Annotated in this window: 22 protein-coding genes and 1 pseudogene; 16 read left to right on the top strand and 7 right to left on the bottom strand. The window is 46.0% G+C overall.

Annotation, left to right across the window (positions count from 1 at the left end; genetic code table 11):
* Positions 1–128 precede the first annotated feature (128 nt).
* The 9 genes and pseudogenes from MKX30_RS07090 to MKX30_RS07050 all read left to right on the top strand — a co-directional run bounded on the left by MKX30_RS07090 (position 129) and on the right by MKX30_RS07050 (position 9,634).
* Entirely contained in the window at positions 129–434 is a 306-nt protein-coding gene (locus MKX30_RS07090; protein ID WP_226002022.1) for a hypothetical protein, read from the top strand.
* A 385-nt stretch (positions 435–819) separates the two neighbouring features.
* Positions 820–2,214: a TldD/PmbA family protein gene (locus MKX30_RS07085; RefSeq protein ID WP_341062658.1), complete on the top strand. Its 1,395-nt coding sequence runs from the start codon at positions 820–822 to the stop codon at positions 2,212–2,214.
* Between the two features lie 3 nt (positions 2,215–2,217).
* Positions 2,218–3,561: a TldD/PmbA family protein gene (locus MKX30_RS07080; protein WP_341062657.1), complete on the top strand. Its 1,344-nt coding sequence runs from the start codon at positions 2,218–2,220 to the stop codon at positions 3,559–3,561.
* 215 nt (positions 3,562–3,776) lie between these two features.
* Entirely contained in the window at positions 3,777–5,168 is a 1,392-nt protein-coding gene (gene thrC / locus MKX30_RS07075; protein WP_341062655.1) for a threonine synthase, read from the top strand.
* 380 nt (positions 5,169–5,548) lie between these two features.
* A complete protein-coding gene (gdhA, locus tag MKX30_RS07070) occupies positions 5,549–6,925 on the top strand; it encodes an NADP-specific glutamate dehydrogenase (RefSeq protein ID WP_023989748.1) in 1,377 nt (458 codons plus the stop codon).
* 241 nt (positions 6,926–7,166) lie between these two features.
* A complete protein-coding gene (locus MKX30_RS07065; RefSeq protein ID WP_023989747.1) occupies positions 7,167–7,559 on the top strand; it encodes a MarR family winged helix-turn-helix transcriptional regulator in 393 nt (130 codons plus the stop codon).
* A gap of 44 nt (positions 7,560–7,603) precedes the next feature.
* Complete coding sequence (gene dmpI, locus MKX30_RS07060; RefSeq protein ID WP_023989746.1) at positions 7,604–7,786, top strand: 4-oxalocrotonate tautomerase DmpI; 183 nt, start codon at positions 7,604–7,606, stop codon at positions 7,784–7,786.
* Positions 7,787–7,885: 99 nt separating this feature from the next.
* A pseudogene (locus MKX30_RS07055) lies at positions 7,886–8,647 on the top strand (transposase); the annotation flags it as partial.
* Between the two features lie 333 nt (positions 8,648–8,980).
* Complete coding sequence (locus MKX30_RS07050; RefSeq protein ID WP_023989745.1) at positions 8,981–9,634, top strand: nitroreductase family protein; 654 nt, start codon at positions 8,981–8,983, stop codon at positions 9,632–9,634.
* 134 nt (positions 9,635–9,768) lie between these two features.
* Here the strand turns inward: MKX30_RS07050 and MKX30_RS07045 are convergent, their stop codons facing one another.
* The 3 genes from MKX30_RS07045 to MKX30_RS07035 form a co-directional block, all read right to left on the bottom strand.
* On the bottom strand, positions 9,769–10,923 hold the full coding sequence (locus MKX30_RS07045) for a VanZ family protein (protein WP_023989744.1): 1,155 nt from the start codon (positions 10,921–10,923) through the stop codon (positions 9,769–9,771).
* 7 nt (positions 10,924–10,930) lie between these two features.
* On the bottom strand, positions 10,931–12,274 hold the full coding sequence (locus MKX30_RS07040; protein ID WP_028542243.1) for an amino acid permease: 1,344 nt from the start codon (positions 12,272–12,274) through the stop codon (positions 10,931–10,933).
* Positions 12,275–12,553: 279 nt separating this feature from the next.
* Positions 12,554–13,816, bottom strand: a complete 1,263-nt coding sequence (locus MKX30_RS07035; RefSeq protein ID WP_341062653.1) for a VWA domain-containing protein — start codon at positions 13,814–13,816, stop codon at positions 12,554–12,556.
* Positions 13,817–13,996: 180 nt separating this feature from the next.
* Between MKX30_RS07035 and MKX30_RS07030 the strand changes: the two genes are divergently transcribed.
* Positions 13,997–15,991: an AraC family transcriptional regulator gene (locus MKX30_RS07030; RefSeq protein ID WP_081326428.1), complete on the top strand. Its 1,995-nt coding sequence runs from the start codon at positions 13,997–13,999 to the stop codon at positions 15,989–15,991.
* Positions 15,992–16,106: 115 nt separating this feature from the next.
* Here MKX30_RS07030 and MKX30_RS07025 read toward each other — a convergent pair whose 3' ends face one another.
* The gene (locus tag MKX30_RS07025; protein WP_023989740.1) at positions 16,107–17,159 is read right to left on the bottom strand and encodes a 2,3-butanediol dehydrogenase; all 1,053 of its coding nucleotides are present in this window, start codon (positions 17,157–17,159) and stop codon (positions 16,107–16,109) included.
* A gap of 341 nt (positions 17,160–17,500) precedes the next feature.
* Here MKX30_RS07025 and MKX30_RS07020 point away from each other — a divergent pair, with 341 nt between their 5' ends.
* Together MKX30_RS07020 and MKX30_RS07015 are read left to right on the top strand one after the other, a co-directional pair.
* On the top strand, positions 17,501–18,538 hold the full coding sequence (locus MKX30_RS07020; RefSeq protein ID WP_023989739.1) for a LacI family DNA-binding transcriptional regulator: 1,038 nt from the start codon (positions 17,501–17,503) through the stop codon (positions 18,536–18,538).
* Between the two features lie 65 nt (positions 18,539–18,603).
* Positions 18,604–19,254 (top strand): hypothetical protein, encoded by a 651-nt coding sequence (locus MKX30_RS07015; RefSeq protein ID WP_023989738.1) that lies wholly within the window; start codon positions 18,604–18,606, stop codon positions 19,252–19,254.
* Between the two features lie 160 nt (positions 19,255–19,414).
* On the opposite strand, the gene MKX30_RS07010 is transcribed toward MKX30_RS07015, so the two are convergent.
* On the bottom strand, positions 19,415–20,344 hold the full coding sequence (locus MKX30_RS07010) for an AraC family transcriptional regulator (RefSeq protein WP_023989737.1): 930 nt from the start codon (positions 20,342–20,344) through the stop codon (positions 19,415–19,417).
* A 199-nt stretch (positions 20,345–20,543) separates the two neighbouring features.
* Between MKX30_RS07010 and MKX30_RS07005 the strand changes: the two genes are divergently transcribed.
* From MKX30_RS07005 to MKX30_RS06990, 4 genes are all read left to right on the top strand, one after another.
* Positions 20,544–20,822 carry an Atu4866 domain-containing protein gene (locus MKX30_RS07005; RefSeq protein ID WP_023989736.1) on the top strand — a complete coding sequence of 93 codons (279 nt, stop codon included), beginning with the start codon at positions 20,544–20,546 and terminating at the stop codon, positions 20,820–20,822.
* A gap of 39 nt (positions 20,823–20,861) precedes the next feature.
* Positions 20,862–21,599 carry an SDR family oxidoreductase gene (locus MKX30_RS07000; protein WP_341062652.1) on the top strand — a complete coding sequence of 246 codons (738 nt, stop codon included), beginning with the start codon at positions 20,862–20,864 and terminating at the stop codon, positions 21,597–21,599.
* Between the two features lie 219 nt (positions 21,600–21,818).
* Positions 21,819–22,097: an ArsR/SmtB family transcription factor gene (locus tag MKX30_RS06995; protein WP_013311367.1), complete on the top strand. Its 279-nt coding sequence runs from the start codon at positions 21,819–21,821 to the stop codon at positions 22,095–22,097.
* Between the two features lie 79 nt (positions 22,098–22,176).
* A complete protein-coding gene (locus tag MKX30_RS06990; protein WP_341062651.1) occupies positions 22,177–23,349 on the top strand; it encodes an MFS transporter in 1,173 nt (390 codons plus the stop codon).
* 100 nt (positions 23,350–23,449) lie between these two features.
* Here the strand turns inward: MKX30_RS06990 and MKX30_RS06985 are convergent, their stop codons facing one another.
* Positions 23,450–23,596 (bottom strand): hypothetical protein, encoded by a 147-nt coding sequence (locus tag MKX30_RS06985; RefSeq protein WP_023989733.1) that lies wholly within the window; start codon positions 23,594–23,596, stop codon positions 23,450–23,452.
* A 28-nt stretch (positions 23,597–23,624) separates the two neighbouring features.
* The gene (locus MKX30_RS06980; protein ID WP_023989732.1) at positions 23,625–23,891 is read right to left on the bottom strand and encodes a hypothetical protein; all 267 of its coding nucleotides are present in this window, start codon (positions 23,889–23,891) and stop codon (positions 23,625–23,627) included.
* Positions 23,892–24,251: the final 360 nt, after the last annotated feature.

Genomic DNA, 24,251 nt, shown 5'->3' with positions numbered 1-24,251 from the left:
CAGCTGAAAACCCAGAAGAAATAAGTCAAAGATACTGACCCAAGTATGATCATTTCAGTGCTACGTATCCACGTACCACATCCGTTATCATCCTTTGCTACACTTTGAGTAAAAAGGAGATGATCACTTTGGATACTCAACCGAAACAACAAAAGGGAGAGGAGCTTACAAACCCGTCTAAAAATACAGCTGAAGAATACGAAAGTTTGGTACAGCAAGAAGATGAACACATAGAGAGACTTAAAACATGCACAAAGCTCATTTGGGATGCGCTAGCTATTATTTCTCAAAAGGCAAGCGTACTGCACATGGAGACGGTCAAAGAAGCAGCAGACCATCTTCATATCATGGAACTAGATTTACGAAGAGAACTGTTTAAGGTCCGTTTGAAAAAAAGTATTTTGGCAAACAAAATGAAGCAAACCCAAGCATAGCAGCGGAGGGGACGGAATCGTTCTGAAGAAGCGGAGCGTTCGCCTTTGAACCCGGATTTTTACTGTTAAAATATAATCAAAAAAATATGGGGGCAACAGCGATAGGAAGAATGATCCGTCCACGTAGCGTCCTTAGTTGCACGTAAAACCTCTTTAAAAAGCCAAACCGACATGACCCTTCACGGTCTAATCGGGTTTTCTCATTTCAATCCCTCTATCCCCACCCATAAATCTTCACTCCTCCTCCCAACACTGCCACCCAGATAGTTACACCCACTCCCAACATCATGTATAGTAAAGTTATGGGAAATAAACATGAACCCGCATATTATCTTGAACGAATAACCGTACAATATGAAACATGGCAAAAACGAGGAGGAACGTGATGATACATCCAACACAGATTCAGGATATGCTGCAAGCCGCGCTGGAGACGGGCGGAGATTTTGCAGAGGTGTTCGTCGAGGACCGAACCAATGGACAACTGGGCATGACCGGGGGAGTCGTGGATACGGCGCTGTCAGGCCGGGATTTTGGGATTGGCATTCGGATCATGAAGGAGCATTTCTCGGTGTATGCCTATACCAGTGATATGAGCGAACAGAGCCTCATCAGGCTGGCCAAATCGGCTGCCAAGGCTATTCGCGGAGGTGGAGCACCAGGTACACACACCATTACACTCCATCCCCACGCGATTCCTAACCAACATCCGATTGCGATCATTCCTGACGGTTCACAGAAACGCGCCAAGATCGACATGATGAGACGGGCGCATGAGGCGGCAAGCCAATACGATCCTTCCATCACGCAAACCTCTGTTGGGATTAGCAATTCGATCCAGAACGTATTAATCGCCAATAGCAACGGACTGCTGGTGGAGGATACCCGTACGTATACACGAATGAGAATAAGCGCGATCGCGACTGATGGGGAGCATAGACAATCTGGGTTCCGTGGGCCGGGAGCGTATGCAGGGACTGAATTCCTTGAGAATCTGAATATCGAAGAAAATGCCAGACACGCCGCTCGTATTGCGACCACGATGGTCAAAGCGGGATATGCGCCTAGCGGCAGACTGCCCGTCGTGATTGAGAACGGCTTCGGCGGCGTTCTTTTTCACGAGGCATGTGGACACGGGCTGGAATCTACGGCGGTGGCCCATGGAACCTCCGTGTTTGCGAATAAGATCGGGCAGCAGGTAGCTTCACCGCTCGTCACGGCTATAGATGATGGAACGATTCCGAACGCGTGGGGCTCGCTCAATATCGATGATGAAGGAGCGCCGACACAGCGTAACGTACTGATCGAGAACGGTATTCTAAAAGGATATCTGATCGACCGCATGGGCTCGCGCCAGATGGGTGTACCTGCGACAGGGTCAGGACGAAGACAGTCCTATAAATTCGCGCCTGCGTCCCGTATGAACAATACGTTTATTGCGAACGGGGATTCGACCCGTGAAGAAATCATTGCAAATACGGAGTACGGAATCTATGCCAAATCGCTGGGCGGGGGTTCGGTGAATACTTCGACGAGCGAGTTTAATTTTGCAGTCGAAGAGGCATACATGATTCGCAACGGCAAAATTGCCGAGCCGGTCAAAGGCGCAACGCTAATCGGCAAAGGGATTGAAACCCTACAAAATATTGATATGGTCGGCAACAATCTGGATCATGGTCAGGGGATGTGCGGCTCGGTCAGCGGAAGTCTTCCGGTCAACTGCGGACAGCCGACAATTCGCGTGTCCGAGATGACCGTCGGCGGACGGAAGGGGGAATAGGCGATGAATATTCAGCAATTTCAGGAAGCGTTGTTCGCCAAAGGCCGAGAAATGGGCTACGCGGATATGGAAATCTACTATGTAAATGGACGTTCTACCTCGGTAAAGGTGCTGAAGGGAGAAATTGACCAATATACCATCGTCGAAACCGGTGGGCTTTCCTTCCGGGGTGTCATTAACGGGAAAATGGGCTATGCCTCTACGGAGAAGCTGGAACCCGACGTGATCGACTTTTTATTGGATGAAGCACGCAGCAATGCGGACATATTGGAGAGCGAGGAACAGGATGAGCTGTTCGCAGGCTCTAAGAGTTATCCTGAGCAGCCTGCCTTTGCCTCAGCGTTGGCCGACACCGCTCCTGAGATTCTGATTGAAGCGGCGCTAGAAATGGAGCGCACAGCGCTTGCCGCAGATCCGCGGATTGTGATGGCTCGGCATTGCTCGGTCAGCATTCGTGAAAATGAGGTTCTGATAGTAAATACAAAAGGACTGCACTGCCATCGTCGCAAAAGTCTGGCGAGCGCTTATGTGTATGTGATTGCAGCAGATCATGACGAGACCGTTACCGGGGGTTGGCATGATTATTCCCTGCGGAGCGTGGAGGAAATCGATATTGTGGATGTGGCGCGTAAAGCCGTAAAAGAGGCTGTTTCCAAGCTGGGTGCGCACACGATCCAATCGGATAACTATCCGGTCATTTTCCGTCATGATGCAGCAGCGCAATTGCTGGCTGCGTATACGTCGGTATTTTCAGCGGAGTCGGTGGATAAAGGCTTTTCGCGATTAGCTGGGAAACTGGGGCAAAAGGTGGCAAGCGAGCGCATTACGCTGATTGATGATCCGCTGATGGAGAACGTTCCCGCAGGCAGTACGTTTGATGCCGAAGGCAGCGCAACGCATCGTAATGAGATCATCAAGGACGGAGAACTACGGACGTATTTCCATAACCGCAAGACAGCCCGCAAGGCTGGGGTGGAAAGTACCTCTAATGCTTCCAAGGGAAGCTATAACGGTAAAATCGGTGTATCGTATCATAATCTGTATGTGGAACCAGGCACGTCTACGTTGGAGGACATGATTCGCGAGACGGATCGCGGGCTGATGATCGTAGAGCTGCAGGGGCTGCATGCGGGTACGAATACGGCGTCCGGTAATTTTTCGCTGGCTTGTCTGGGATACTGGATTGAGCAGGGGCAAGTGGTCAGAGCAGTCAATCAGATCACCGTATCGGGCAACTTCTTTGATGTGCTGCAGCAGGTAGAGGAAGTTGGCAACGATTTACGTTTTACGGGAAGCTGCACATCCCCTTCGCTCAAGCTGGCTGCACTCTCGATTTCAGGTTCCTGATGACTGGAGCAGCCTTCTTTTTTCAGACTCACGGCCTGTTTCTGACGTTCCGATTGCCTAGTGATTACAGATGCTTGATGCATCAGGGTATGGTAAAGTAGGAGAAAGTCTTTGAAATATGAAAAAAAGGCTTGGTTACAGCACCGCGACAGGGTATTATAGACAATAATATATTCGAAAAAAGGTTCGAATTGAATTTTTATTGGGGGATGTATATGAGATATATAAGCACTAGAGGTCGAGTAGAAGCCAAGGGATTTATTGATACCGTGCTCATGGGGTTAGCTGACGATGGAGGTCTGATGGTACCGGAGCAGATTCCGACCGTGTCGGCAGCTACGCTGGAGCAGTGGGCTACATTGAGCTACAGAGAGCTGCTGCTGGAAGTTTTTGCGCTGTATATCAATGATGAGATTCCTCGTGAAGATTTGGAGCAGCTGGTCGAGCGCAGTTATGCGAGCTTCCGTCACCCGGAAGTCACGCCAGTGAAGAAGATCAACGATTCCCTGTCTATTTTGGAGCTGTTCCACGGGCCTACGTTTGCGTTCAAGGATGTGGCGCTGCAATTTATGGGTGAGTTTTATTCCTATGTGTCCAAAAAGCAGAATGAGATCATTCACATTTTGGGTGCAACCTCGGGCGATACTGGGGCGGCAGCGATTCAGGGCGTGCGTGGCAAGGAAGGCATTAAAATCTGTATTTTGCACCCACACCAAAAGGTGAGCAAGGTACAAGAGCTGCAAATGACGACGGTAGACGATGAAAATGTATTGAATCTGTCCGTAAAAGGGAACTTTGACGATTGTCAGAAGGTCATTAAGGACCTGTTTGCCGATCTGGATTTCAAAGCTAAACATCATTTGCGGGCGATTAACTCGATTAACTTTGTGCGCATTTTGGCGCAAACCGTATATTACTTCTATGCTTATTTCCGGGCGCAGGAGTCAGCGGGTACGAAAAAAATCAATATCAGTGTGCCATCTGGCAACTTCGGCAATATTTTTTCCGGTTTTCTTGCCAAGAAAATGGGCCTGCCGATCCATAAGCTGATCATTGCAACCAATGAAAATAATATTTTGGAGCGCTTCGTGAAGACAGGTGAATACAAGCCAGGTGACTTCAAAAGCACATACAGTCCTTCGATGGACATTCAGGTGGCGAGCAATTTCGAAAGATACCTGTATTACTTCCTTGGAGAAGATGCAGCCAAGGTATCTGAATACATGAATAACCTCAAAACCGAGGGACGGATTGTGATCAGTGCAGAGGATTTGAAACGGGTACAGAAGGATTTTGAAGCGCTCGGCGCTTCGAATGAGCAGTGTTTGGAGCTGATCAAGAAATACAAGGCCGAATACGATTATTTGCTGGACCCCCATACGGCATGCGGTATTGCTGCGTATGAGGCGTATAATGGCGCGGACGAAGTATGTGTGACCTTTGCGACAGCGCATCCGGCCAAATTTGATGAAGCCATCCGTCTGGTGGACATCAAGCAGGAGTTCCCAACGCAAATTGAACAATTGTTCTCCAAATCGCAGCATCAGCAGGTGGTAGAGCATGACGAGGCAGAAATTGTGCGTCAGTTTGAAGCCTTTTATGTGTAAAAGAATGGGAAAAGAGGCTACGCCTTGCGCGCAGCCTCTTTTTGTTATTTCCATATTCCAGACATAATGTATGTTTTAGTTTCAATTTGTTCACATTATAATGCCATGTAGGGTAAGGTGTTAGGGCCTTAGAAATCGTGAAAAAAGCCCGTGAATCAAGGGATTTAGCTTTAGGAAACTAACAGACAATGAGAGGTTCATAGAGTTATTTAATGAAGGATACAAAAATTTTTTATAGGCGAATTAGATGTATTATTATAAAAAATCATGTATAGTTAACTAAATTTTATGAATACATAAAGTTCCACTCTCGAAGGTGCAGAATAACGTCGTTCCGTCATTTAACAGAGGGGCTAATTATAAAAGGGGTGTATTAAATAATGACCATGATCCGTCCAGAGCAGAGTCAACAAGCAGCAGCCGAATATGTGCAGTCCGTTTTTGAGAAGGTTATCGCGCGCAATCCTCATGAGAATGAATTCCATCAGGCCGTCAAGGAAATATTGGATTCGCTAATTCCGGTATTGGCTAAGCACCCTAAGTATATGCAGCAGGGGCTTCTGGAACGGCTAGTGGAGCCGGAGCGAGTCATTACCTTCCGTGTACCTTGGGTGGATGATGCGGGGGTTGTACAGGTCAACCGTGGCTTCCGTGTGCAGTTTAACAGTGCGATAGGGCCTTATAAAGGTGGACTTCGCTTCCATCCGTCTGTATATCTGGGAATCGTCAAATTTTTGGGTTTTGAGCAGATTTTCAAAAATGCATTGACGGGTCTTCCCATCGGTGGTGGTAAAGGCGGCTCGGATTTTGATCCCAAAGGGAAATCAGATAACGAAGTGATGCGTTTTACACAAAGCTTCATGACTGAGTTGTATAAATATATTGGTCCAGATGCCGACGTTCCGGCTGGGGATATTGGAGTAGGTGGCCGCGAGATCGGTTACATGTTCGGACAATACAAGCGGATTCGCGGAGGACATGAAGGTGGCGTCCTGACGGGTAAAGGGATTCATTACGGAGGCAGTCTCACACGTACGGAAGCGACTGGCTATGGCTGTGTTTATTTTGTAAACGAGATGCTGCAGGCGCAGGGATCGTCCTTTGAAGGAAAACGCGTCGTCGTGTCGGGCTCGGGGAACGTATCCATTTATGCGATTGAAAAAGCACAGCAGCTCGGTGCTACAGTCGTGGCATGTAGTGACTCGAATGGCTACATCTATGATCCAGACGGTATCGATCTGAAGCTGGTGAAGCAGCTGAAAGAAGTGAACCGTCTGCGGATTAGCGAGTATACTCAAGAGCGTCCAGGCGCAATCTATACAGAAGGCTGTTCGGGGATCTGGTCGATCCCATGCGACATCGCACTGCCATGCGCCACACAGAATGAAATTGACGAGCAAGCAGCTCAGCTGCTGGTAAGCAATGGCGTAAAAGCTATAGGCGAAGGTGCCAATATGCCATCCTCGCTACAGGCCATTGAAGTGTTCTTGGGCAATGGAGTTCTGTTTGGACCAGCCAAGGCAGCCAATGCAGGCGGAGTAGCCGTTTCGGCGCTCGAAATGTCACAAAACAGTATGCGCCTGTCATGGACCTTTGAGGAAGTGGATGCCAAGCTGCATGATATTATGAAAAATATCTATGCTAACAGCGTGAAGGCGGCTAAGGAATACGGCGTGCCGGGCAATCTGGTTGTCGGAGCCAATATCGCAGGATTTGTGCGTGTAGCCGACGCAATGTTGTCACACGGGATTATTTAGCAACGGAACATAATAAAGTTAAATTGAAGCTGAGCGGCTCTTGTGCGAGTCGCTCAGCTTTTATTTGCAAAGAGCACTTTATTTTTCTCAGGGACTTGATTTAATTTTAAAGAGGATGTATATTACTTGATAGATCAATAATTGATGGATCAAAGGTCGGATCACGAAGCCCAGCGATATGCTTAAGGGAGGAGAGATTGATATCACCCAGACACCATCCGAGCCTGAGTATATTTTTGACATGCTGTTGTTGCTGAACAAGCAGATTAGCTCCAAGTTTGAGCGTTGCGCAGGAGTCAGCGCATCCAGATTGCAGCTATTGTGCAAGTTGTATCAAGTGGAGGAGATTAGTCAAACTCTGCTGCAAAAAGAGGTTGGCATTGACGCTGCAGCCGTAACGCGCCATTTGAAGCAGCTTGAAGCGATAGCGATGGTCACACGACGCACGAAGCCAGAGGACAACAGGGTTACCTTGGTAAGCCTGACCGATTATGGGCGTGCACGCATTGTCATCTTTAAGCAGGAGCGCTCGCAGTTTGTAGCTCAGCTGCTACAGAGCTTCGACGAGACCCAGCGGCACCAGCTAGCCGATATGCTGCAAGTTATGAATGGTCATATGTCCGATATGGACTGACCCCAATTACATTATACCCATAGGGGAAACAAGGAGGAATTTACATGCCAGTAATTACTATTGAAGCAGGCAAATTAAATAAAGAACAAAAAAGATCGTTGGTCACTGAACTTACCACATCAGCTTCAACCATAATGAATGTACCCGAGTCGGCTTTTATTGTTTTGATTAAGGAAAGCGAAAAAGAAAACATTGGTTTGGGAGGAAAATTATTATCTGATCGCTAATGTCAGAAGATGAAGTGGGTTCATTCATTTTAAGGTAAGGAGCCATTTCTGTAATGAATTAATTTGAGATTTGAACAAAAAAAGCGCCTCCTGTATGCACGGGTACAGAACTGGCAGGATCGCTTTTTTCCAGAGTACACGCAGGTATTTAAAGACTGGGAAGGGAAAGCTTCGCGCATACCTTGCAGGAGTTTCCAACGCCAGGTGAGATCGTAGAATTAGGTGCAGAAGCCATCGTCCAGCGCTGGAAGAAAGACGTGAAACGAGCCCGGCAACTGGTGGAAACGGCGAGAAGTTCCATCGGTCTGACCGAAGGACTTCCAGCAGCAAAAATAGAGATTAAAACACTTCTGGAACAGTACGACATGTTCGCCAGACAGCTCGAAGAGATTCTAGCCGAGGTGGAACGTCTACTCTCTTAAATCCCAGGAACGAAAGAGATGCTCACTGTGCCAGGCGTGGCTGTGGTCACCTTGGCGGGGTTCCTGGCGGAAGTGGGGGATCTAAGGGGTTACGAGCATGGACAGCAGATTATACGGCTGGCCGGACTGAATCTCAAAGAGAACAGCTCGGGGAAGAAAAAAGGAAAATCCAGTATAACCAAACGAGGACGCGCAAGGCTAAGAGCGCTACTGTTTCGGGCCGTGATGCTCATGGTGGCGAAGAATGCGGAGTTTAAGGTACTGCACCAATACTTTACCAAACGAAGCCAGAATCCACTGAAGAAAAAGCAATCGATTGTAGCGTTGTGCGGGAAGCTGATTCGCGTTCTTCACACGCTCGGCACCAAGCAAGTTCGGTATTGATGCAAACGACGTTTTAGGGCCAGTACGTGAGGCCCAGTTACAGAAGACAGCTTAAGAAAAACCGGATTCATGTTTCTCATCGGACAGGAATAAGCAGAGACAAAGGAAGCACGGAGCAGCCGCAGGAATCATTTCCATAAGGGCAAAGACCCCGCGTGATATGGGAGGGTAAGCCATCAAGAGTCAGGAGTGGATATCCAAGGTGCGATTATAGAAGTCGATCCATAGATTGGGAAAAATGTCTCAACCTCTATCCTGCCACCGGCTCTTCCGGAAAATAATGACATCCTTACATGACTTCTCCAGTGCTCGATATGTCAATGGCTGAAAACCGAAGAACGAGTGAGAAAACATGAGAAAATATTAATTTATAGTGGGAGAGATTGGAATGAATAATACGAACACATCCAGTACTGTAAAAACGAATGATTTTAAAGAAATCGCCCTGGGACGCCGTTCTGTAAAAGTATACGATCCGTCCGTGAAGATCAGCCGTGAGGAAATGACTGAGATTTTGACAGAAGCTACACGCGCACCATCTTCCATTAACCTGCAACCTTGGCGTTTCCTCGTCATTGACAGCCCTGAAGGTAAAGCTACACTGGCACCATTGGCCCGTTTCAACCAACGTCAAGTAGAAACATCTTCGGCAGTGATCGCTGTATTTGGGGATTTGAATAACTTTGATAATTTCGAACAAATTTTCGGAGAAGCTGTAGAACTGGGCTATATGCCAAAAGACATTAAAGAAATGCAACAGGAAAAAGTGGCAGCTCATTTTGCAGCGCTTGATCCAGTTGTGAACAAAGAAACAGTCCTGATTGACGGTGGTTTGGTATCCATGCAGCTTATGCTGGTAGCGCGCGCTCATGGTTATGATACTAACGCTATTGGCGGTTTTGAAAAGGATCAAATTGCTGAAGCCTTTGGTCTGGAAAAAGATCGTTATGTCCCTGTTATGCTCATTTCCATGGGTAAAGGTATCAACGATGGTCATCCGTCCACACGATTGCCTATTGATCAAATTGCACAGTGGAAATAAGGGAAACGAACTAATATCTATGCGCAAAATAAAAAACAGGCGGACAAAGGAAATCCTTTGCTTCACCTGTTTTTTTATTTGCTTAGATGCAACGTAGATCGCGGGTGCTTATCACGTTGTCAGTCTTTCAGTTATCATTTCACGGTATTCGCTCCCGACGTTTCTGCCGAGTCAGCGGTGTCATTTTGAGGATGATGATAGTGCTTGGGCCATATAATTTGGTGTGAAGTATGGCTAAGCTCCTCATAAAATAACGGGGCTTTCTTAAATAGGCGTATGACCAGATGGAAAAAGAACCATCCGTTGATCACTAACAGCAAAAGGCTAATCAGAACACTTAGCCAAGGGGACACTTGAGACCATAGGACAGGCCCACCCAGTACGTAATTAAGTCCAAAATACAACCAATACAAGAGACTGTAACGCTTGATGAGCCCCCACAGGGAAATCCGTTGTCCTGTCCCTGTAAGATGAATACGCACCAGCCATTTTCCTGGAGTTCGTCCATTCGTCAGGTAAGGAACCACTATAAAGTATACCCCACTGGAAACCCAGAAGGCAGCAGGCACATGTAGGGACTCCATGATGCCGAGTAGCCCGGTCCAAATGATAGAATCCACGAAAATGGCTACGCCCCGTCGGGTATAGGACACTCGCTTCGTTGCCATGTCCACATGCTTGTCCAGATGTTCCAAGCGGGGCAGGAAGCGTGAAAACCATTCGCCTAATAGAAAGCCTAGCATACCGCCTAATGTATTAGCCATCAAATCGTCTACATCGAACACACGATACGCATGGTCAAAAAATCCATACAGTCCTGTCAGCTGCGTCACCTCAAAGAAGAGGGAGAGGATAAAGGACAGAATCAGACACCATCCCCATCGTGCACGGAAATAATAACGTAAGAACATACCGAAAGGCACGGTCATCACAACGTTAAAAACGACTTGCAGAAAAGCTCGCTCCTTCAGCAAATGAACATAGCTGGAGGGATGGGCGGGTGAGACGGATGTTTCTCTTATAATGTCGTGAACGAACTGCAAGGGCATCAACTGCAACGCTCCCCCGGCTAATGCAGCATTATGACGCGATGCTGGAAGCGGGAGTATGACCAGAAAGAAGGCGTTCATTAAGTATAACAGCATCAAGTAAAGCAGCCATGCTCTAGCCTTGTGAATATAGCCATGCCTGCGATATTGCACGATTAGGAAAGGCAGTGTGAACAATAAGGCAGCAAAAGGAAACGCAAGAAAGGCATACGAAACAGGAAACAGGTAAGATTGAATCATGTGCTACTTACGCCTGCTTTCTCCGGAACTTCACCAAAGACCAGATGACCAGAAATGCCATGAAAGCCACGCACACGCTAATGCTAATGCGATTTTGCGGGTCAAGCAAGAATAGAAACGCAATGACCCATAGGCATCCCACTGTAACCGCCGTTACATAAGGGAATCCCCATATCTTGAAAGTAGGCTCCACTGGATAAGATTTGCGCAATTTCAATTGGGACAGACAAATGCAGCTCCAGACGAGCAGCACGACGAAGCCAGGTACAGCCATCAAAATACGGAACAGCCCGTCCTGAGCGACATAAGCAACCATGGAACCGACAATCAGGACTACAGCGCACAATTTGAGACTATTTACCGGAACCCCGTTTGAAGATAAGCGGGCGAGTGATTTGGGACCTTCTCCATTGATAGCCAGCGAATGCAGCATACGTGTAGCCCCGTAAATTCCCGAATTGGCGGCAGACAGTACAGCAGTGATCAGAATAAAGTTCATAACATGAGCCGAGCCTTGAAGCCCTACAGAAGACAGTACCTGTACAAACGGGCTGGTATTCGCATCCAGTTGGTTCCAGGGAATCAAGCCACAAATGATGAGAATGGGCAACGTATAGAACAAAACAACGCGAAGAATAAAGCTTTTAACCACTCTAGGCAGTACCTTTTCTGGATTTTCTGTCTCCGTCAACGTCAGTCCAATCAGCTCGGACCCTCCGTATGAAAAGGTAACGACCAGCAGCGCTGAAAAGATAGCTAACCAGCCATTAGGTAGAAATCCGCCGTGCTGCGCGTAGTTGCTTAGATAAGGTGGAGTTTCAGTGGGAATAATCCCGAACAGTATACAGCCACCCAAGGCGATGAAGATAATAATCATGGCAATCTTAATACCCGCAAGCCAAAATTCCAGCTCCCCAAAACCGCCGACACTCAGCATGTTGACGACAATAATGAAAGCCGCACTCACTAAACTGAGTACCCATAGAGGAACATCTGGCAACCAATATTGCAGGAAGCTCCCCGCAGCAATGACCTCAATGATACAGACGGCCAGCCACATAAAGCAATACAACCAGCCGATAATAAAGGACAGACGTTCTCCAAAAGCTTTGCGAATAAAATCCTTCATATTCATGTTGGGATAGACGGTAGCCATCTCGGCAATTGCGCCCATAACGACTAAGAGCAAGAGTCCTGCGAAGACATAGGATAAAATAACTCCAGGTCCCGCCAAGCTAATCGTTTCGGTACTTCCTTTAAAAATTCCCGTTCCGATAACTCCACCCATAGCCATAAAGGTAATGTGCCGTGGGAGCAGCTTTTTGTGCAAAGTTGCTTCATTTGATTTCAATATGAAATCCTCCTTCATATAGTGTATAGCTTCAGCATGGCCCAAACAGGGTTACTTCAATTAGACTTATACTACATGAAAATATCCAATTAGGAAATGAAATAAATAGGATCTGGTAGGGAGATTGAAATCGCTAGAGGACAAACTGAAGAAAACCGAGGAAAACAGAGGCAGCATGCTGGCGCTGATGATTGCTCTATCTGCGGTCATTCTGCCTTTATTGTTCTGCTCGGCGGATATTTAAGTGATCATGTAGGAGTATCGCATTGCGGTGAAGGATTAGCTCCGCAATATTCCTTTAGCCCGCACTTGCTTGAGCCAACCAGGAAACTCATTCAGCAGACGGTCGTACAATTCTGCGTCTGTCACGGACTCAATGTCATCCAAGGCAAAGAAATCTGCATTATCCACTACGCGACCACGCAGATTATCCAACTTTTGAAGGACTCCAAAATCAGCATTACCAAGACCAACAAATTGCCAGAAAATAGGAGTTTCTGAGCACTTGATCAGCAATTTTGATATTTTTTTCGTTTCATATACGCCACCGTCACTGAAAAAGATAATGTAGGTCGGGATTGTTTCATTGGGTGCCTCTTTTGTATATTTTAAAATAATATCCTGCATTACTTCAGGCTCATTGTTACCAAATCCAATATTTCCGTATCCGATTTCTGGGAAATTTCGTTTTACGTAATTCTCGAAATTCCTCTCTGTGACGCTTGGAGCACGTTTGGCTTTGTCCGCAAAAAACCATACATCCATTTCACCATCGTCATCCATGCAGGCCGATACAGCCAGAACACGTTCGAAGGCTTTTTGCACGGTTCCCTTAGAGTACAGTTTCGCCATGGAAGCAGAAGCGTCTAATACAACCGCTACTCGTGCTTTTTCACGGTCTATCTGCTTCTTTTGGAGTGAAATTTGTACCTTCTGTTTAAGCAGATTAATTCTTCCATTCACAGGAGAAGGCTCCTTCACGCCGGCTTTATCCGCTGACGGTGCTGCTGGCGATTCCGTTTCTTCTACGGTGACACCATGAGCTTCGGCGAGCGGCTTTAGTCCTCCATTGAAACCACGCCCAACTGCGCGAAGCTTGAAGCCAGACGTATGGCGGTATATTTCAGCGAATACGAGTGACGTTTCTTTGGTGGCTTCGGTGATACTGTAGGTGATATGGGATTGCTTGCCTTGAGCAGTAAGTGAGCAGCCGACCACATCGGCAAAAGTACCCGGGCCGTCCAGTGTGGCCGCAAACACACATTTTTCCACTCCGGTTCGTTCCAGTTCCTGGAGCGCTACAGTAAACTCAGTGGTTCTGTCATTTGGACGCTGTAACCGTACATGGCCGTGCGGGTCAGCGGGTTGATTGTAAAAAATGAAGTAGTCATCTGAGGAAACCTTTCCGTCTGCTCCTACCATAAAACAGCTAACATCCAGTTCGGCAGGTGCATGCTTCCATGTAATGGTGACCCGCACCGTATCTTCCTTACCGAATGGTGCATTAGCTCCTGTACTCAATGCAATGTTGGGACCGCTCATGCTGTCAAACCCCCTATGTATTTTAAATCTTGTATTTATACAAATTGTACCATGGAAATGGTATATTCACCTTGTTTCGTGCAGGAATATTTGTCTCATAGTAGACGCAGTAAAAGATGATATATAATAAGGTTGGTGTGGAAAAAAAGTATGATATTTATGAAGCGGAGGCTTTGATACGTGAAGCAGGATCGACAAAAGCAGGCAGGTTCCCATACCGGGATGAGCAAGGGACATGAAGCTGATGAGTTAAACAAACTGCTGTCCCTATGGCTTCATTCGTCGATCCGTGTCATGGATGTCCGGCATATTCGACTGGAGCCGGAAGCGTTGCTTCAACCGTATCGTCTTCCAGCGCAGGCTTTTGTATTTGTATTGCAGGGTAGCGTGCGTTTGGATGGTGATTGGAAGGATACGCCACATTCAGGGTACGTACTGCATGGCAGCAAAGGCTTTGAACTGAATATGAAACCCTCGCAATACGGGATAGAATATATCCTTGTACTATATAAAGCGACTTCTCTATCGGGACACACGATGTATAATCATCCTTCGATAGCTCATGGTTTTGTACCGCCTTATCCGGTTATACTGTACCAAAAGCTGCAACTACTGGAGTACGCATGGCAGGATCATGAGGCGCTATCCAAGATTCAGGCTCAGGGTCGGTTCTATGATTTTGCATATGAATGTATGCGGCAATTGCAAGAACCGAAGGCTCGAACTTCTGGGCGGGATATCGTGACACAGGCGATTCGATTTATGCAGGATCATTACGCGGAGTCCATAACGCTCGAACGTTTGGCCGGATTGTTGGAATGCAGTCCGAGACATCTGACTCGGTTATTTAAAAAACAAACGGATTGTAGCCCGATTATGTACTTAATTCAACTGCGAATGGACAAGGCTAAGGAGCTTTTGCGGAAGACGGATGCGACTTTACAGGATATCGCTGTCAGTGTGGGGTACCCGGATGTTTATTTCTTTAGCCGGGCATTCAAAAAATATACGGGTGTATCTCCGGTTCATTACCGGGACAGCCTATATTCATCTGCTTTTGTGAGAGATACCAGTCTGGATAATCCATTAAGCATGTCCGAATGTTCCATTGATTCGACAAGTGGCGCCCTGCATACTGTTATTGAGGATAATAATCATTATCAAAATCATGATGAAGGGATTTTACGAATGAATAGAAACGCAAAGCATTCCATGGCATTTATTTTATTGCTTAGTTTTACCCTGCTGCTCAGCGCGTGCTCAGGTACATCCAGTCCTGCGGCAACCGATGGCGCTTCCCAAGGGAACAATAATACATCAGCGGAACCAACATCACAGGAAAGGGTGTTGAAGGATGCACTTGGACATGAGGTAAAGGTTCCGGCTCAGCCTCAGCGTGTGATCGCTTCTTATCTGGAGGATCATCTAGTGGCCCTAGGCGTTAAACCCGTAGCCCAATGGTCGGTAGGCAAAAATTCAGTTCAAGGTTACCTGCAAAAAGAACTGAAGGACGTTCCTACCATTGCTTCAGATCTTCCGTTTGAGGCGGTTCTGAACTTCAAGCCTGATTTGATCATTATGGACAGTGCGAGCATGGTGGAAGGCGACAAATATAATCAATACTCTAAAATTGCTCCAACCTACGTGGTAGGCACTAATATGAACAATGATTGGCGTGAAGAGCTGCTGACCGTGGGTGAGGTGCTGAATAAGAGCAATGAAGCGAAGCAGGCATTGAGCAACTACGACAAAAAAGCAGCAGAGGCTAAGGCCAAGCTGAGCCAGACGGTGGGACAAAAAACTGCGGCGGCATTATGGGTAACGGATAAAAATGTGTATGTCGTAAACCAGAATCTATCCAGCGGTGATGTATTGTATAAGGATTTGGGATTCAAGATTCCACAAGTCGTACAGGAGATTTCCAAAACGGCTAAGGCGAACTGGAGTAATTTATCGCTGGAGAAGCTGGCCGAGCTGGATGCGGATTATATCTTTATCGTGAACAGCAAAAACGTGAGTAAAGAAGATATTGTAAAAGATCCTGTATGGGCGGGAATTCCAGCCGTTAAAGAAGGCCACGTATACGATTTTGGTAAGGATTCCAGCTGGTTGTATACAGGTACAATTGCAAACAGTCAAATGATTGACGATGTTCTGAAAAATGTAACTAAGTAATCCAAATGGTAAACAAAAAACGCTACTCATCTTGACGACAGCATGTCGCAGGAAGGAGAGCGTTTTTTTATAAAAAGATGTCTGCACAGAGCAGACATCTGGTTTATTTTCTAAATTAGGCTTGCGGAGATACCAGGATTTTAACCTGATTTTTCTCTTTCAGGAGACCTTCAAAACCTTGCTCAATCACTTCTTCGAGCTTAATACGTTTGGTAACCAGCTTGTCGGCAGGGAAATAACCTTTTTCCATCAGGCTGATAACAGCTGGGAATACATCACGGTAGCCGATAATACCAGTCAGATTGCGTTCCTTCATAACGATATTGTTAGGCTTGATCGGAGCTTCTTTTTCAAAAATGCTGACGATCATAATTTGTCCGCTAATTTTAGTGGATTCAATAGCTTGAGTCAGTACAGGAGGTACTCCAGTGACTTCATAGGCTACATCTACACCGCCGTTAGTCCGTTTGTGCAGTTCTTCCACCACATCATAAGTCTTAGGATCAAGCACAATAGCACCCAGCTCTTCAGCTTTAGCTTTGCGTTCCTCGGAAAGCTCTACTGCATAAATCTCAGATGCACCCGAAGCTTTCAATGCTTCAATAACCAGCAATCCGATAGGACCAGCGCCAAATACTACGGCTTTGTCGCCGACTTTCAGTTGGCTTTGACGAACAGCATACAAAGCAACGGCCGAAGGCTCTACCAATGCGCCTTGCTCGAAAGATACGCTTTCTGGAATTTTGTGAACCATGTGCTCGTCAGCTGCGACATATTCAGAAAATCCACCACCGCCGCCTGCCAGACCGAGGAAGCCCATTTTATCGCAAAGATTATATTTGCCTTGTTTACATGCATCACATTCTCCACATGCAAACACCGGTTCTACAACTACACGGTCGCCAACTTGAATCTTGGTTACACCTTCGCCGATTTCGACAACTTGTCCAGAGAATTCATGTCCCATTACGATCGGCGCTTTTTCGCCAGTCAATGGATGCTGAGCATCTTGGGGAATGAAGATCGGTCCTGCTACATATTCGTGAAGATCACTTCCGCAAATGCCACACCATTCTACTTTGATTTTTACTTTTCCTGCCAGAGCAGCGGGCTGCTCAATGTTTTCCAATCGTAAGTCTTTTACTCCATGCCATCTCAATGCTTGCATGTCTGTCATCTCCTTGACGAATATATGATCATTGCCTCTATAAAAGTGAATGAATTAGGAAACGTTTCCGAAAAATAATATGTCACAATTTTTACACATTGTCAAACCAATTTAATGCAAAAAGCACTTGATTTTTTTTGTGAATATAATCACTTGTGACTACAGTGCTATATTTGGCTCATTACTTTTATACAAAGAGATTTTGCGAATTTTTTAGGTGAAGCAAAGACAAGAAGAAAACGACTTCAATTTTTAGACACTCATTCTGTGGTATAATATCAACATTAAGACTTTATTTTAGAAAGTCAGAAAACGATTCCGTTCTTGAAAGGATTTTGGGCGTGACAGATCAAAAGAAAGTAACCATAGAGGATGTAGCCAAGCGGGCAGGAGTCGGTATAGCGACTGTCTCCAGAGCTATTAATGATAGTGAGGGCATCAGCCCGAGAACGAAAGCCTTAATTTTGCAAGTGATTGAAGAGATGGGGTTTACGCCCAACACCTCGGCTCAGAGCTTGAAAGTTCGTCAGACACGACAAATCGCACTGGCCGTGCCAGATATTCGTAACGCGATTATTCCAGAGATCGCTTGGTCCGTAGAGCAGGCTGCCAAGCAGCATGGTTACCGGGTCGTGCAAATCAATACCGCCGGGAATGCCAGAATGGAGCTTGAAACTGTTCGTGAGGTCAAGAAGCTGCATGTCGACGGGCTCATCATTATGCCGCTGGCGTATCCCAAAATGTTGGTAGATCTGATTAACAAAGCCAGCGTTCCCGTGTCCATTATTAACTATGGCAAGAAGCTGGGCGAAGATGTCAAAGCGGATATCGTCAGTCTGGCCCGGCAAGAGGGAAGACTCGTGATGGAGCATTTGCTTAAAATCGGCAGAACAAGAATTGCCTATGCAGGTGCTGCGAAGGACAAAATCGAGGAAAGATACTTCGCTTATGAGCAGTCTCTCCAGCATGTGGACCCTTCACTCGTTTATTTTGGCGATGATTTCTCCTTTGAGACAGGGCTGCGCGCAGCCGATTATTTTTACAGCTTGAAACATATGCCGGATGCTATTTATGCGGTTAACGATATGGTGGCGATAGGGATCGTCAATCGATTTAAGGATTTGGGTGTAAAAGTGCCAGATGAGGTTGCTGTAGTCGGTATTGATAACAATCTGTGGGCTATGGTAACGACCCCTCAGATCAGCTCAGTTTCCATCATGGGAGAAGAGGTGGCACGGTTGGCTGCGGAGCTGCTGCTCAAGCGGATTCAGGAACAGACACCTGGGGATTATGAGCGTGTGCAATTCGAGCCTCGCCTGATCGTGAGGGAATCGAGCGTCTCTGTGATCCGTAAGCCTACGGTAGGGCGTGATGAGTAGTAGGGTATGAGTGGATTTTGGGCAATTATAACGACCATTGTTTGTTCAGACAGGAGAGTGGATTCATGTTAAAAGGTAATGGGTTCGTTTCTGTAGCTTGTACTGCACTATTGCTGGCTGTAACCATAGGGTGCACTCCCCATCCAGTGGGACAGGATGCTGAAACTGCGGCGCCGTCCGGGGCAAACAATGGGGAGTCCAAGCAAACTGTAGCCAATACGCAGCACACCCAGCAAAGTAAAGAGGAGCTAGTGCTGTCCTTTTATAAAGATTCATCCCTCAGTGATGAAGCAAAAGTCCGTCATATGACGGACCATTTAGCAGGAATCCAATGGGGAAAGATAAACGAAATCAAAGAACATCAAAGCTTGGAAATTATCGAATATCTGTATAGGCAGCGCGCTTTTATTCCATCGGAAAGCTTTGCAAATCTGATTCAGGCTTCTGACGGATTGGATGGAGCTTTAAGCGAAAGCTATGCTGGTCTTATGGGAGATTTGTTTACAAGAGATAGAACTGCGATGACTCGAGCATTGGCAAATATGGACAAAACCAACCGCACACAAGGTATAGGAAGCATCGGGTATGCTCTCAGCTATAGAGAACCCAAGGAAGTCAAGAAAGAGATTCAACAATGGCAGGCAGGACAAAAGCTTACTACGGCAGAGAAGGATGTCATCCGAGCCTTGTTCGTCAAGCTGGATAATCCGTATTGATGCTCAAATAGTGATGACCACATGCATAGAGGAATATATTGAACAGCCGCGTCTCTACCGGAGGAGCGGCTGTTTTGTGCTGTTTTTTACATCCTGGCATTTATGATTGGCATAAACGTTAGTAGAACCATTGGTTTCAGATGTTCATCTAACAATGGGTTCAAGTGGTCTGGTGATCCTGATCTGAGCGCAAGCGTTTAATATCACTAATTGGAGGCAGGCCGAACAAGCGGGCGTATTCGCGGCTGAATTGTGAGGGACTCTCGTAGCCTACCTGAAAACCGACATCTGCCGCATCCGCTGATTCAGATAACAACAGGCGGCGGGACTCTTGTAGACGTAATTGTTTTTGATATTGCATTGGGCTCATAGCCGTAACCTCTTTAAAATGACGATGTAGTGACGAAGGACTCATATTCGCTAGTTTGGACAATTCCTCAATACGTAACGGCTTATCATAATCCTGCTTAATCCGCTTTATGACTTCTGCGATTCGGTTGGAATGGCTGCCGGTCATGACCAGTTGTTTTAAGGATTCCCCCTGATTCCCCTGTAAAATCCTATACAGTATCTCACGAATGACTAATGGAGCCAGCACCGGAACATCCTGTGGGTTTTCCAAAAGATGCACTAGCCTTACCACGGCATCCAGCAGTAGAGAGTTAGTTTGGCTTACATACAAGCCTCGTCTGGAATCAGGCATGGGGCTTGTGGGAAAAGCAGATTCCTTGATCAGATCCAAAACCTGATGCGGATCAAAATTGAGCCGGAGGCACAAATAAGGAGCTTCTGCTGACGCTTGAATGACCTGCCCGGAAATCGGCAAATGCACCGACACAACAAGGTAATCGGATGTGCCGTAATGGTAACTTTCCTCTGCGAGCATCACGACTTTTCTGCCTTGTGTCACAATACATAAGGCAGGTTCATGGACTTGATGTATCGGAACGGTTGTATTTGAACTTCGGACGAAATGAAGCGAAGGTATGGCTGTAGTGAGAACTCCGTCCTGATGTGAAAATCGTTCTATAAGCCTTGCCAACTCGGCTTGTTTTTCCATGGTAGAACCCTCTATTTTGGTTGCCCCCATCATGACACATCCCTTCTTTGCAATGTAGCCCGTTTTCATTTTCAGTAGTTTATTACATATTAAGGGTCTTTGGAGGATTAGGCAATAATTTGCTCTGATTCTTCTACCGGGCTGGTGGACATTCCTCTCATAATAAGATGCAGATACAACACCTAATGAGCAATTGAGAAAAAAATAGAAGTGCAAAGGAGTGGGAGTCATGGAGAGTAACAAAGCGGAAAAAAGTGTACACGCTTCGCAGCATCCCTATATAGGGATGTGGGTAACTGAAGACGGAAATATCCGTCACGAACTCTTGCCTAATGGTCGTTATGATGAAGCACGGGGTCAGAGACAAAGTGCCTATACAGGCAGCTATATCTTAGAAGATGACTATATCGAATATGTGGACGACACCGGATTTACGGCAGAGGGTGTATTCAAAAATGGTGTTTTGTATCATGCAGGGATGGTTTTTTACAGGGAAGTAAAAAAGTAATCTGTTTCAGTGATATTTTTAACTAGAGGAGGAATAAGAATGTTGGATATTAAAGGGAAAGTCGTAGCTATTACGGGGGCAAGCAGTGGGATCGGTGAAGCTACTGCCCGTTTACTTGCTCACCATGGGGCTCATGTAATATTAGGGGCCAGACGCACAGAGCGACTGGAGGCTCTGACATCCGAGATTCGTTCTAAAGGTGGATCGGCTGATTATCAGCAACTGGATGTGACAAAGAGGGACCAGATGGAAGCGTTCATTAAGTACGCGGAAAAAGCATTTGGACGCGTGGATGTCATTTTGAACAATGCAGGAGTGATGCCTCTGTCAAAATTAGAGGCCCTGAAGGTAGAGGAATGGGATCGCATGATTGATGTAAATATACGAGGCGTTCTGCATGGGATTGCGGCAGGGCTTCCGATTATGAAAAAGCAAGGATTTGGTCAGTTTATCAATATCGCCTCTATTGGTGCGTATAGTGTAACCCCGACTGCAGCGGTGTATTGCGCAACGAAGTATGCGGTTCGGGCAATTTCTGAAGGGTTGCGTATGGAGGTGGGGGGAGATATTCGTGTGACGCTGGTATCGCCAGGAGTAACCGAATCTGAGCTTGCTGACAGTATTTCAGATGAAGAGGCCCGGCAAGGAATGAAAGAGTACCGTCGTATTTCGATTTCGCCTGATGCCATTGCCCGTTCCATTCTGTATGCCATGGAGCAGCCAGCGGATGTAGATGTTAATGAAATTATTGTCAGACCCACGGCAAGCCCGAATTAACGCCATGGCGTCCAAGATTCCCCCTCTCTACTCAGTCATTTTTCCCTCCATCCTTTATGGATGGGGGGGATTTATCGGATGAGAAAGAACATTATTCACACCACAGAGTGTAAAATAGCTGTACCTTTATAATAAACGGGTTTACTTTTACAAATGTTTGTGATAATTTTATTTCGACAAACATCGAAATTAAGACTGAACAGAAGGGAGCCGAACAAGGTGAAAGATACAACAGAGATGCAGCAGGCTGTAAAAATATATAAAGCACTTGGAGAACCGACTCGTCTCAAAATAGCACTTCTGCTAAAAGAGGAAAGTGACCAATGCTGCTCTGTGCTGGGCGAGAAGCTGAACAGTGTAGCTATTTCAACACTATCGCACCATCTGAAGCAAATGGCAGAGTCGGGGCTGCTCACATACCGTAAAGAGGGGACGTTTATTTATTACAGCTTGGATGTGGAAGCAGCGCAGAAATATGCCCCGTTCCTAATAACATAAATTTTTTTAGTCTTAATTTCGATATTTGTAAAAATATAAAAATATAAAAATATCAAAAGAAAAGAGGCGTTATTTAAAAATGCAGAGCACGTGGAAAGTGTATATTTTGGCAATTGTTAGTTTTTTGGTAGGCACATCCGAGTACATTATCTCAGGCATTTTGGATCAAATTGCGACAACTATGGGGATTACGGTGTCCGCAGCGGGCCAGCTGATTACAGTCTTTTCTCTTGCTTACGCGATTGGCACGCCGATTCTGATGGCAGTAACCGCTAAATGGGACAGACGCAAGCTGCTCTTGAGTTCGCTCGGATTATTTGCAGTAGCTAATGTCCTCTCCTTTATTCTGCCGGGTTTTGGAATGTTTATCGCCGCGCGTATTCTTATGGCCCTCGGGGCGGGGATGGTCGTGGTTACAGCACTGAGCATTGCAGCAAAAATTGCCCCAGCCGGCAAGCAGGCCAGTTCTATTGCTACAGTCACTATGGGTTTTACAGCTTCGCTGATTATCGGGGTGCCGCTTGGGAGAATGATATCTTCTGCATATGGCTGGAAAACCGTATTTCTCGGCATCGCGTTGACAGGGATTATTGCCCTAATTGTTATATCTATGACAATTCCCCGCTTAAAAGGAGATCGACCAGTCCCCTTACTACAACAGTTTGCTCTTCTGAAAAAGCCTGAAGTTGCTTTGGGATTAGGTATTACCTTCTTTTGGCTAGGAGGTTATTCACTCGCGTATACTTACATCTCACCGTATTTGCTGAATGTATCAGGTGTAGGAGAGGATATGCTAAGCTCAGTATTGCTCGCCTTCGGAATTGCCAGTCTAATCGGGTCAAAAATTGGTGGGTACAGTGCGGATAAAAAGGGTATACCCTTTACATTATTAGGGGGTATGGTGTTGCACGGTATTTCCTTACTCTTGCTTCCTTTTGCCGCTCATTCCCTGATCGCAGTATTTGCTTTATTGATCCTTTGGTCGTTCGCAGCCTGGACAACTGGACCTACTCAACAATATAATCTGGTCACACTTGTGCCTGAATCTTCCGGTGTGATGCTGAGTCTCAATCAATCTACAATGCAGTTTGCTATGGCAGCCGGAGCCGGAATTGGCGGTGTAGTTGTTGGTCAGGTTTCGCTGTCTTCCATCACCTGGTTTGGAGCAGCAGGGGTTGGTATAGCTATTGTGGCTACGTATTTACTTACACGAAGATCCTCAGTTCAAACACAAGTGGGTGTTACGGAGTAAAGTGTATAGATAAGTGAAGAGGAGGCCCAGTGATGAAGGTGACATTGCGGCCTTCTTTGATTTGAATGAGCAATAACATGCTCTCTTGCAGTAGGAAGGCTTATTCAAACGCAATATCAGTGATTTTGCCGCCTTCCTCAAAGGCGATATTTTTATAAACTTGATTGGAAACCGAATTTTTTAAATCTGCATATAGCATGGGTACTAAATGCTCATTTTCCAAAATGCAACATAGCTCGGATACCATTGCGCTGGCAAAACCTTTCTTTCGCAAATTAGGCGGGGTATAGGGTGGTTCCTTTTAAATAACGTAAGAGTTCTTCTATATAGGTCAATTTATAATCATCTGTGATTTGTTGTGAGATCCATAGCCAAGCCTTATGTCCGGGTGATTGAGCAAAGATCATATTTTTATCGGACGTTTTGAGGCATGTTGACTCTTCTGACTCACAAATTCGATGGATCAAATTGTATCGAACTTCATCAGCCAAAAATTGATTTTGATTTAATATATCGTCGTTTGAGACTAGTAGCTCAATCATGACTCTGCCTCCTAAAAATGAGCTATGACCTAAACAAAAAGTAGAAATCTATGAAGATTCAGTTGTTATATCTACTAGGATTTAAACTTCCGCGCTATAAGCTTCTTATTTTTTTGTCGCCAAATCCATCTTTCGATAAAGTTTTTTTCTTTTCTTTCCTGAAGTGTTTCCTTCATACCCTTAATAAGAAATTCGGATCTTCGCTTGTCGTTTCTGCTAATTTCACGTAGTTCCTCAATAAATTTATCGTCCATGTCCGCATCTCCGTTAGTTCAGGATTTTCCAAATTGCTAAGCTAGATTATACAGAACATATGTTCCTTTTTCAAGTCTGCATCTGCTCTATTCAATCACATAACTA

Source organism: Paenibacillus sp. FSL P2-0173 (genome assembly GCF_038008045.1).
Classification (GTDB): domain Bacteria; phylum Bacillota; class Bacilli; order Paenibacillales; family Paenibacillaceae; genus Paenibacillus; species Paenibacillus polymyxa_B.
The sequence above is the reverse complement of the archived record's forward strand: the minus strand, read 5'-3'. Positions and strand labels throughout refer to the sequence as shown.

Excerpts from the sequence above, each read along its gene's own strand:
- MKX30_RS07085 (WP_341062658.1), top strand. The coding sequence starts at position 820 with ATGATACATCCAACACAGATTCAGGATATGCTGCAAGCCGCGCTGGAG.
- MKX30_RS07080 (WP_341062657.1), top strand. The coding sequence starts at position 2,218 with ATGAATATTCAGCAATTTCAGGAAGCGTTGTTCGCCAAAGGCCGAGAA.
- thrC (WP_341062655.1), top strand. The coding sequence starts at position 3,777 with ATGAGATATATAAGCACTAGAGGTCGAGTAGAAGCCAAGGGATTTATT.
- gdhA (WP_023989748.1), top strand. The coding sequence starts at position 5,549 with ATGACCATGATCCGTCCAGAGCAGAGTCAACAAGCAGCAGCCGAATAT.
- MKX30_RS07065 (WP_023989747.1), top strand. The coding sequence starts at position 7,167 with ATGCTGTTGTTGCTGAACAAGCAGATTAGCTCCAAGTTTGAGCGTTGC.
- dmpI (WP_023989746.1), top strand. The coding sequence starts at position 7,604 with ATGCCAGTAATTACTATTGAAGCAGGCAAATTAAATAAAGAACAAAAA.
- MKX30_RS07050 (WP_023989745.1), top strand. The coding sequence starts at position 8,981 with ATGAATAATACGAACACATCCAGTACTGTAAAAACGAATGATTTTAAA.
- MKX30_RS07045 (WP_023989744.1), bottom strand. The coding sequence starts at position 10,923 with ATGATTCAATCTTACCTGTTTCCTGTTTCGTATGCCTTTCTTGCGTTT.
- MKX30_RS07035 (WP_341062653.1), bottom strand. The coding sequence starts at position 13,816 with ATGAGCGGTCCCAACATTGCATTGAGTACAGGAGCTAATGCACCATTC.
- MKX30_RS07025 (WP_023989740.1), bottom strand. The coding sequence starts at position 17,159 with ATGCAAGCATTGAGATGGCATGGAGTAAAAGACTTACGATTGGAAAAC.
- MKX30_RS07015 (WP_023989738.1), top strand. The coding sequence starts at position 18,604 with ATGTTAAAAGGTAATGGGTTCGTTTCTGTAGCTTGTACTGCACTATTG.
- MKX30_RS07010 (WP_023989737.1), bottom strand. The coding sequence starts at position 20,344 with ATGGGGGCAACCAAAATAGAGGGTTCTACCATGGAAAAACAAGCCGAG.
- MKX30_RS07005 (WP_023989736.1), top strand. The coding sequence starts at position 20,544 with ATGGAGAGTAACAAAGCGGAAAAAAGTGTACACGCTTCGCAGCATCCC.
- MKX30_RS07000 (WP_341062652.1), top strand. The coding sequence starts at position 20,862 with ATGTTGGATATTAAAGGGAAAGTCGTAGCTATTACGGGGGCAAGCAGT.
- MKX30_RS06990 (WP_341062651.1), top strand. The coding sequence starts at position 22,177 with ATGCAGAGCACGTGGAAAGTGTATATTTTGGCAATTGTTAGTTTTTTG.
- MKX30_RS06985 (WP_023989733.1), bottom strand. The coding sequence starts at position 23,596 with ATGGTATCCGAGCTATGTTGCATTTTGGAAAATGAGCATTTAGTACCC.
- MKX30_RS06980 (WP_023989732.1), bottom strand. The coding sequence starts at position 23,891 with ATGATTGAGCTACTAGTCTCAAACGACGATATATTAAATCAAAATCAA.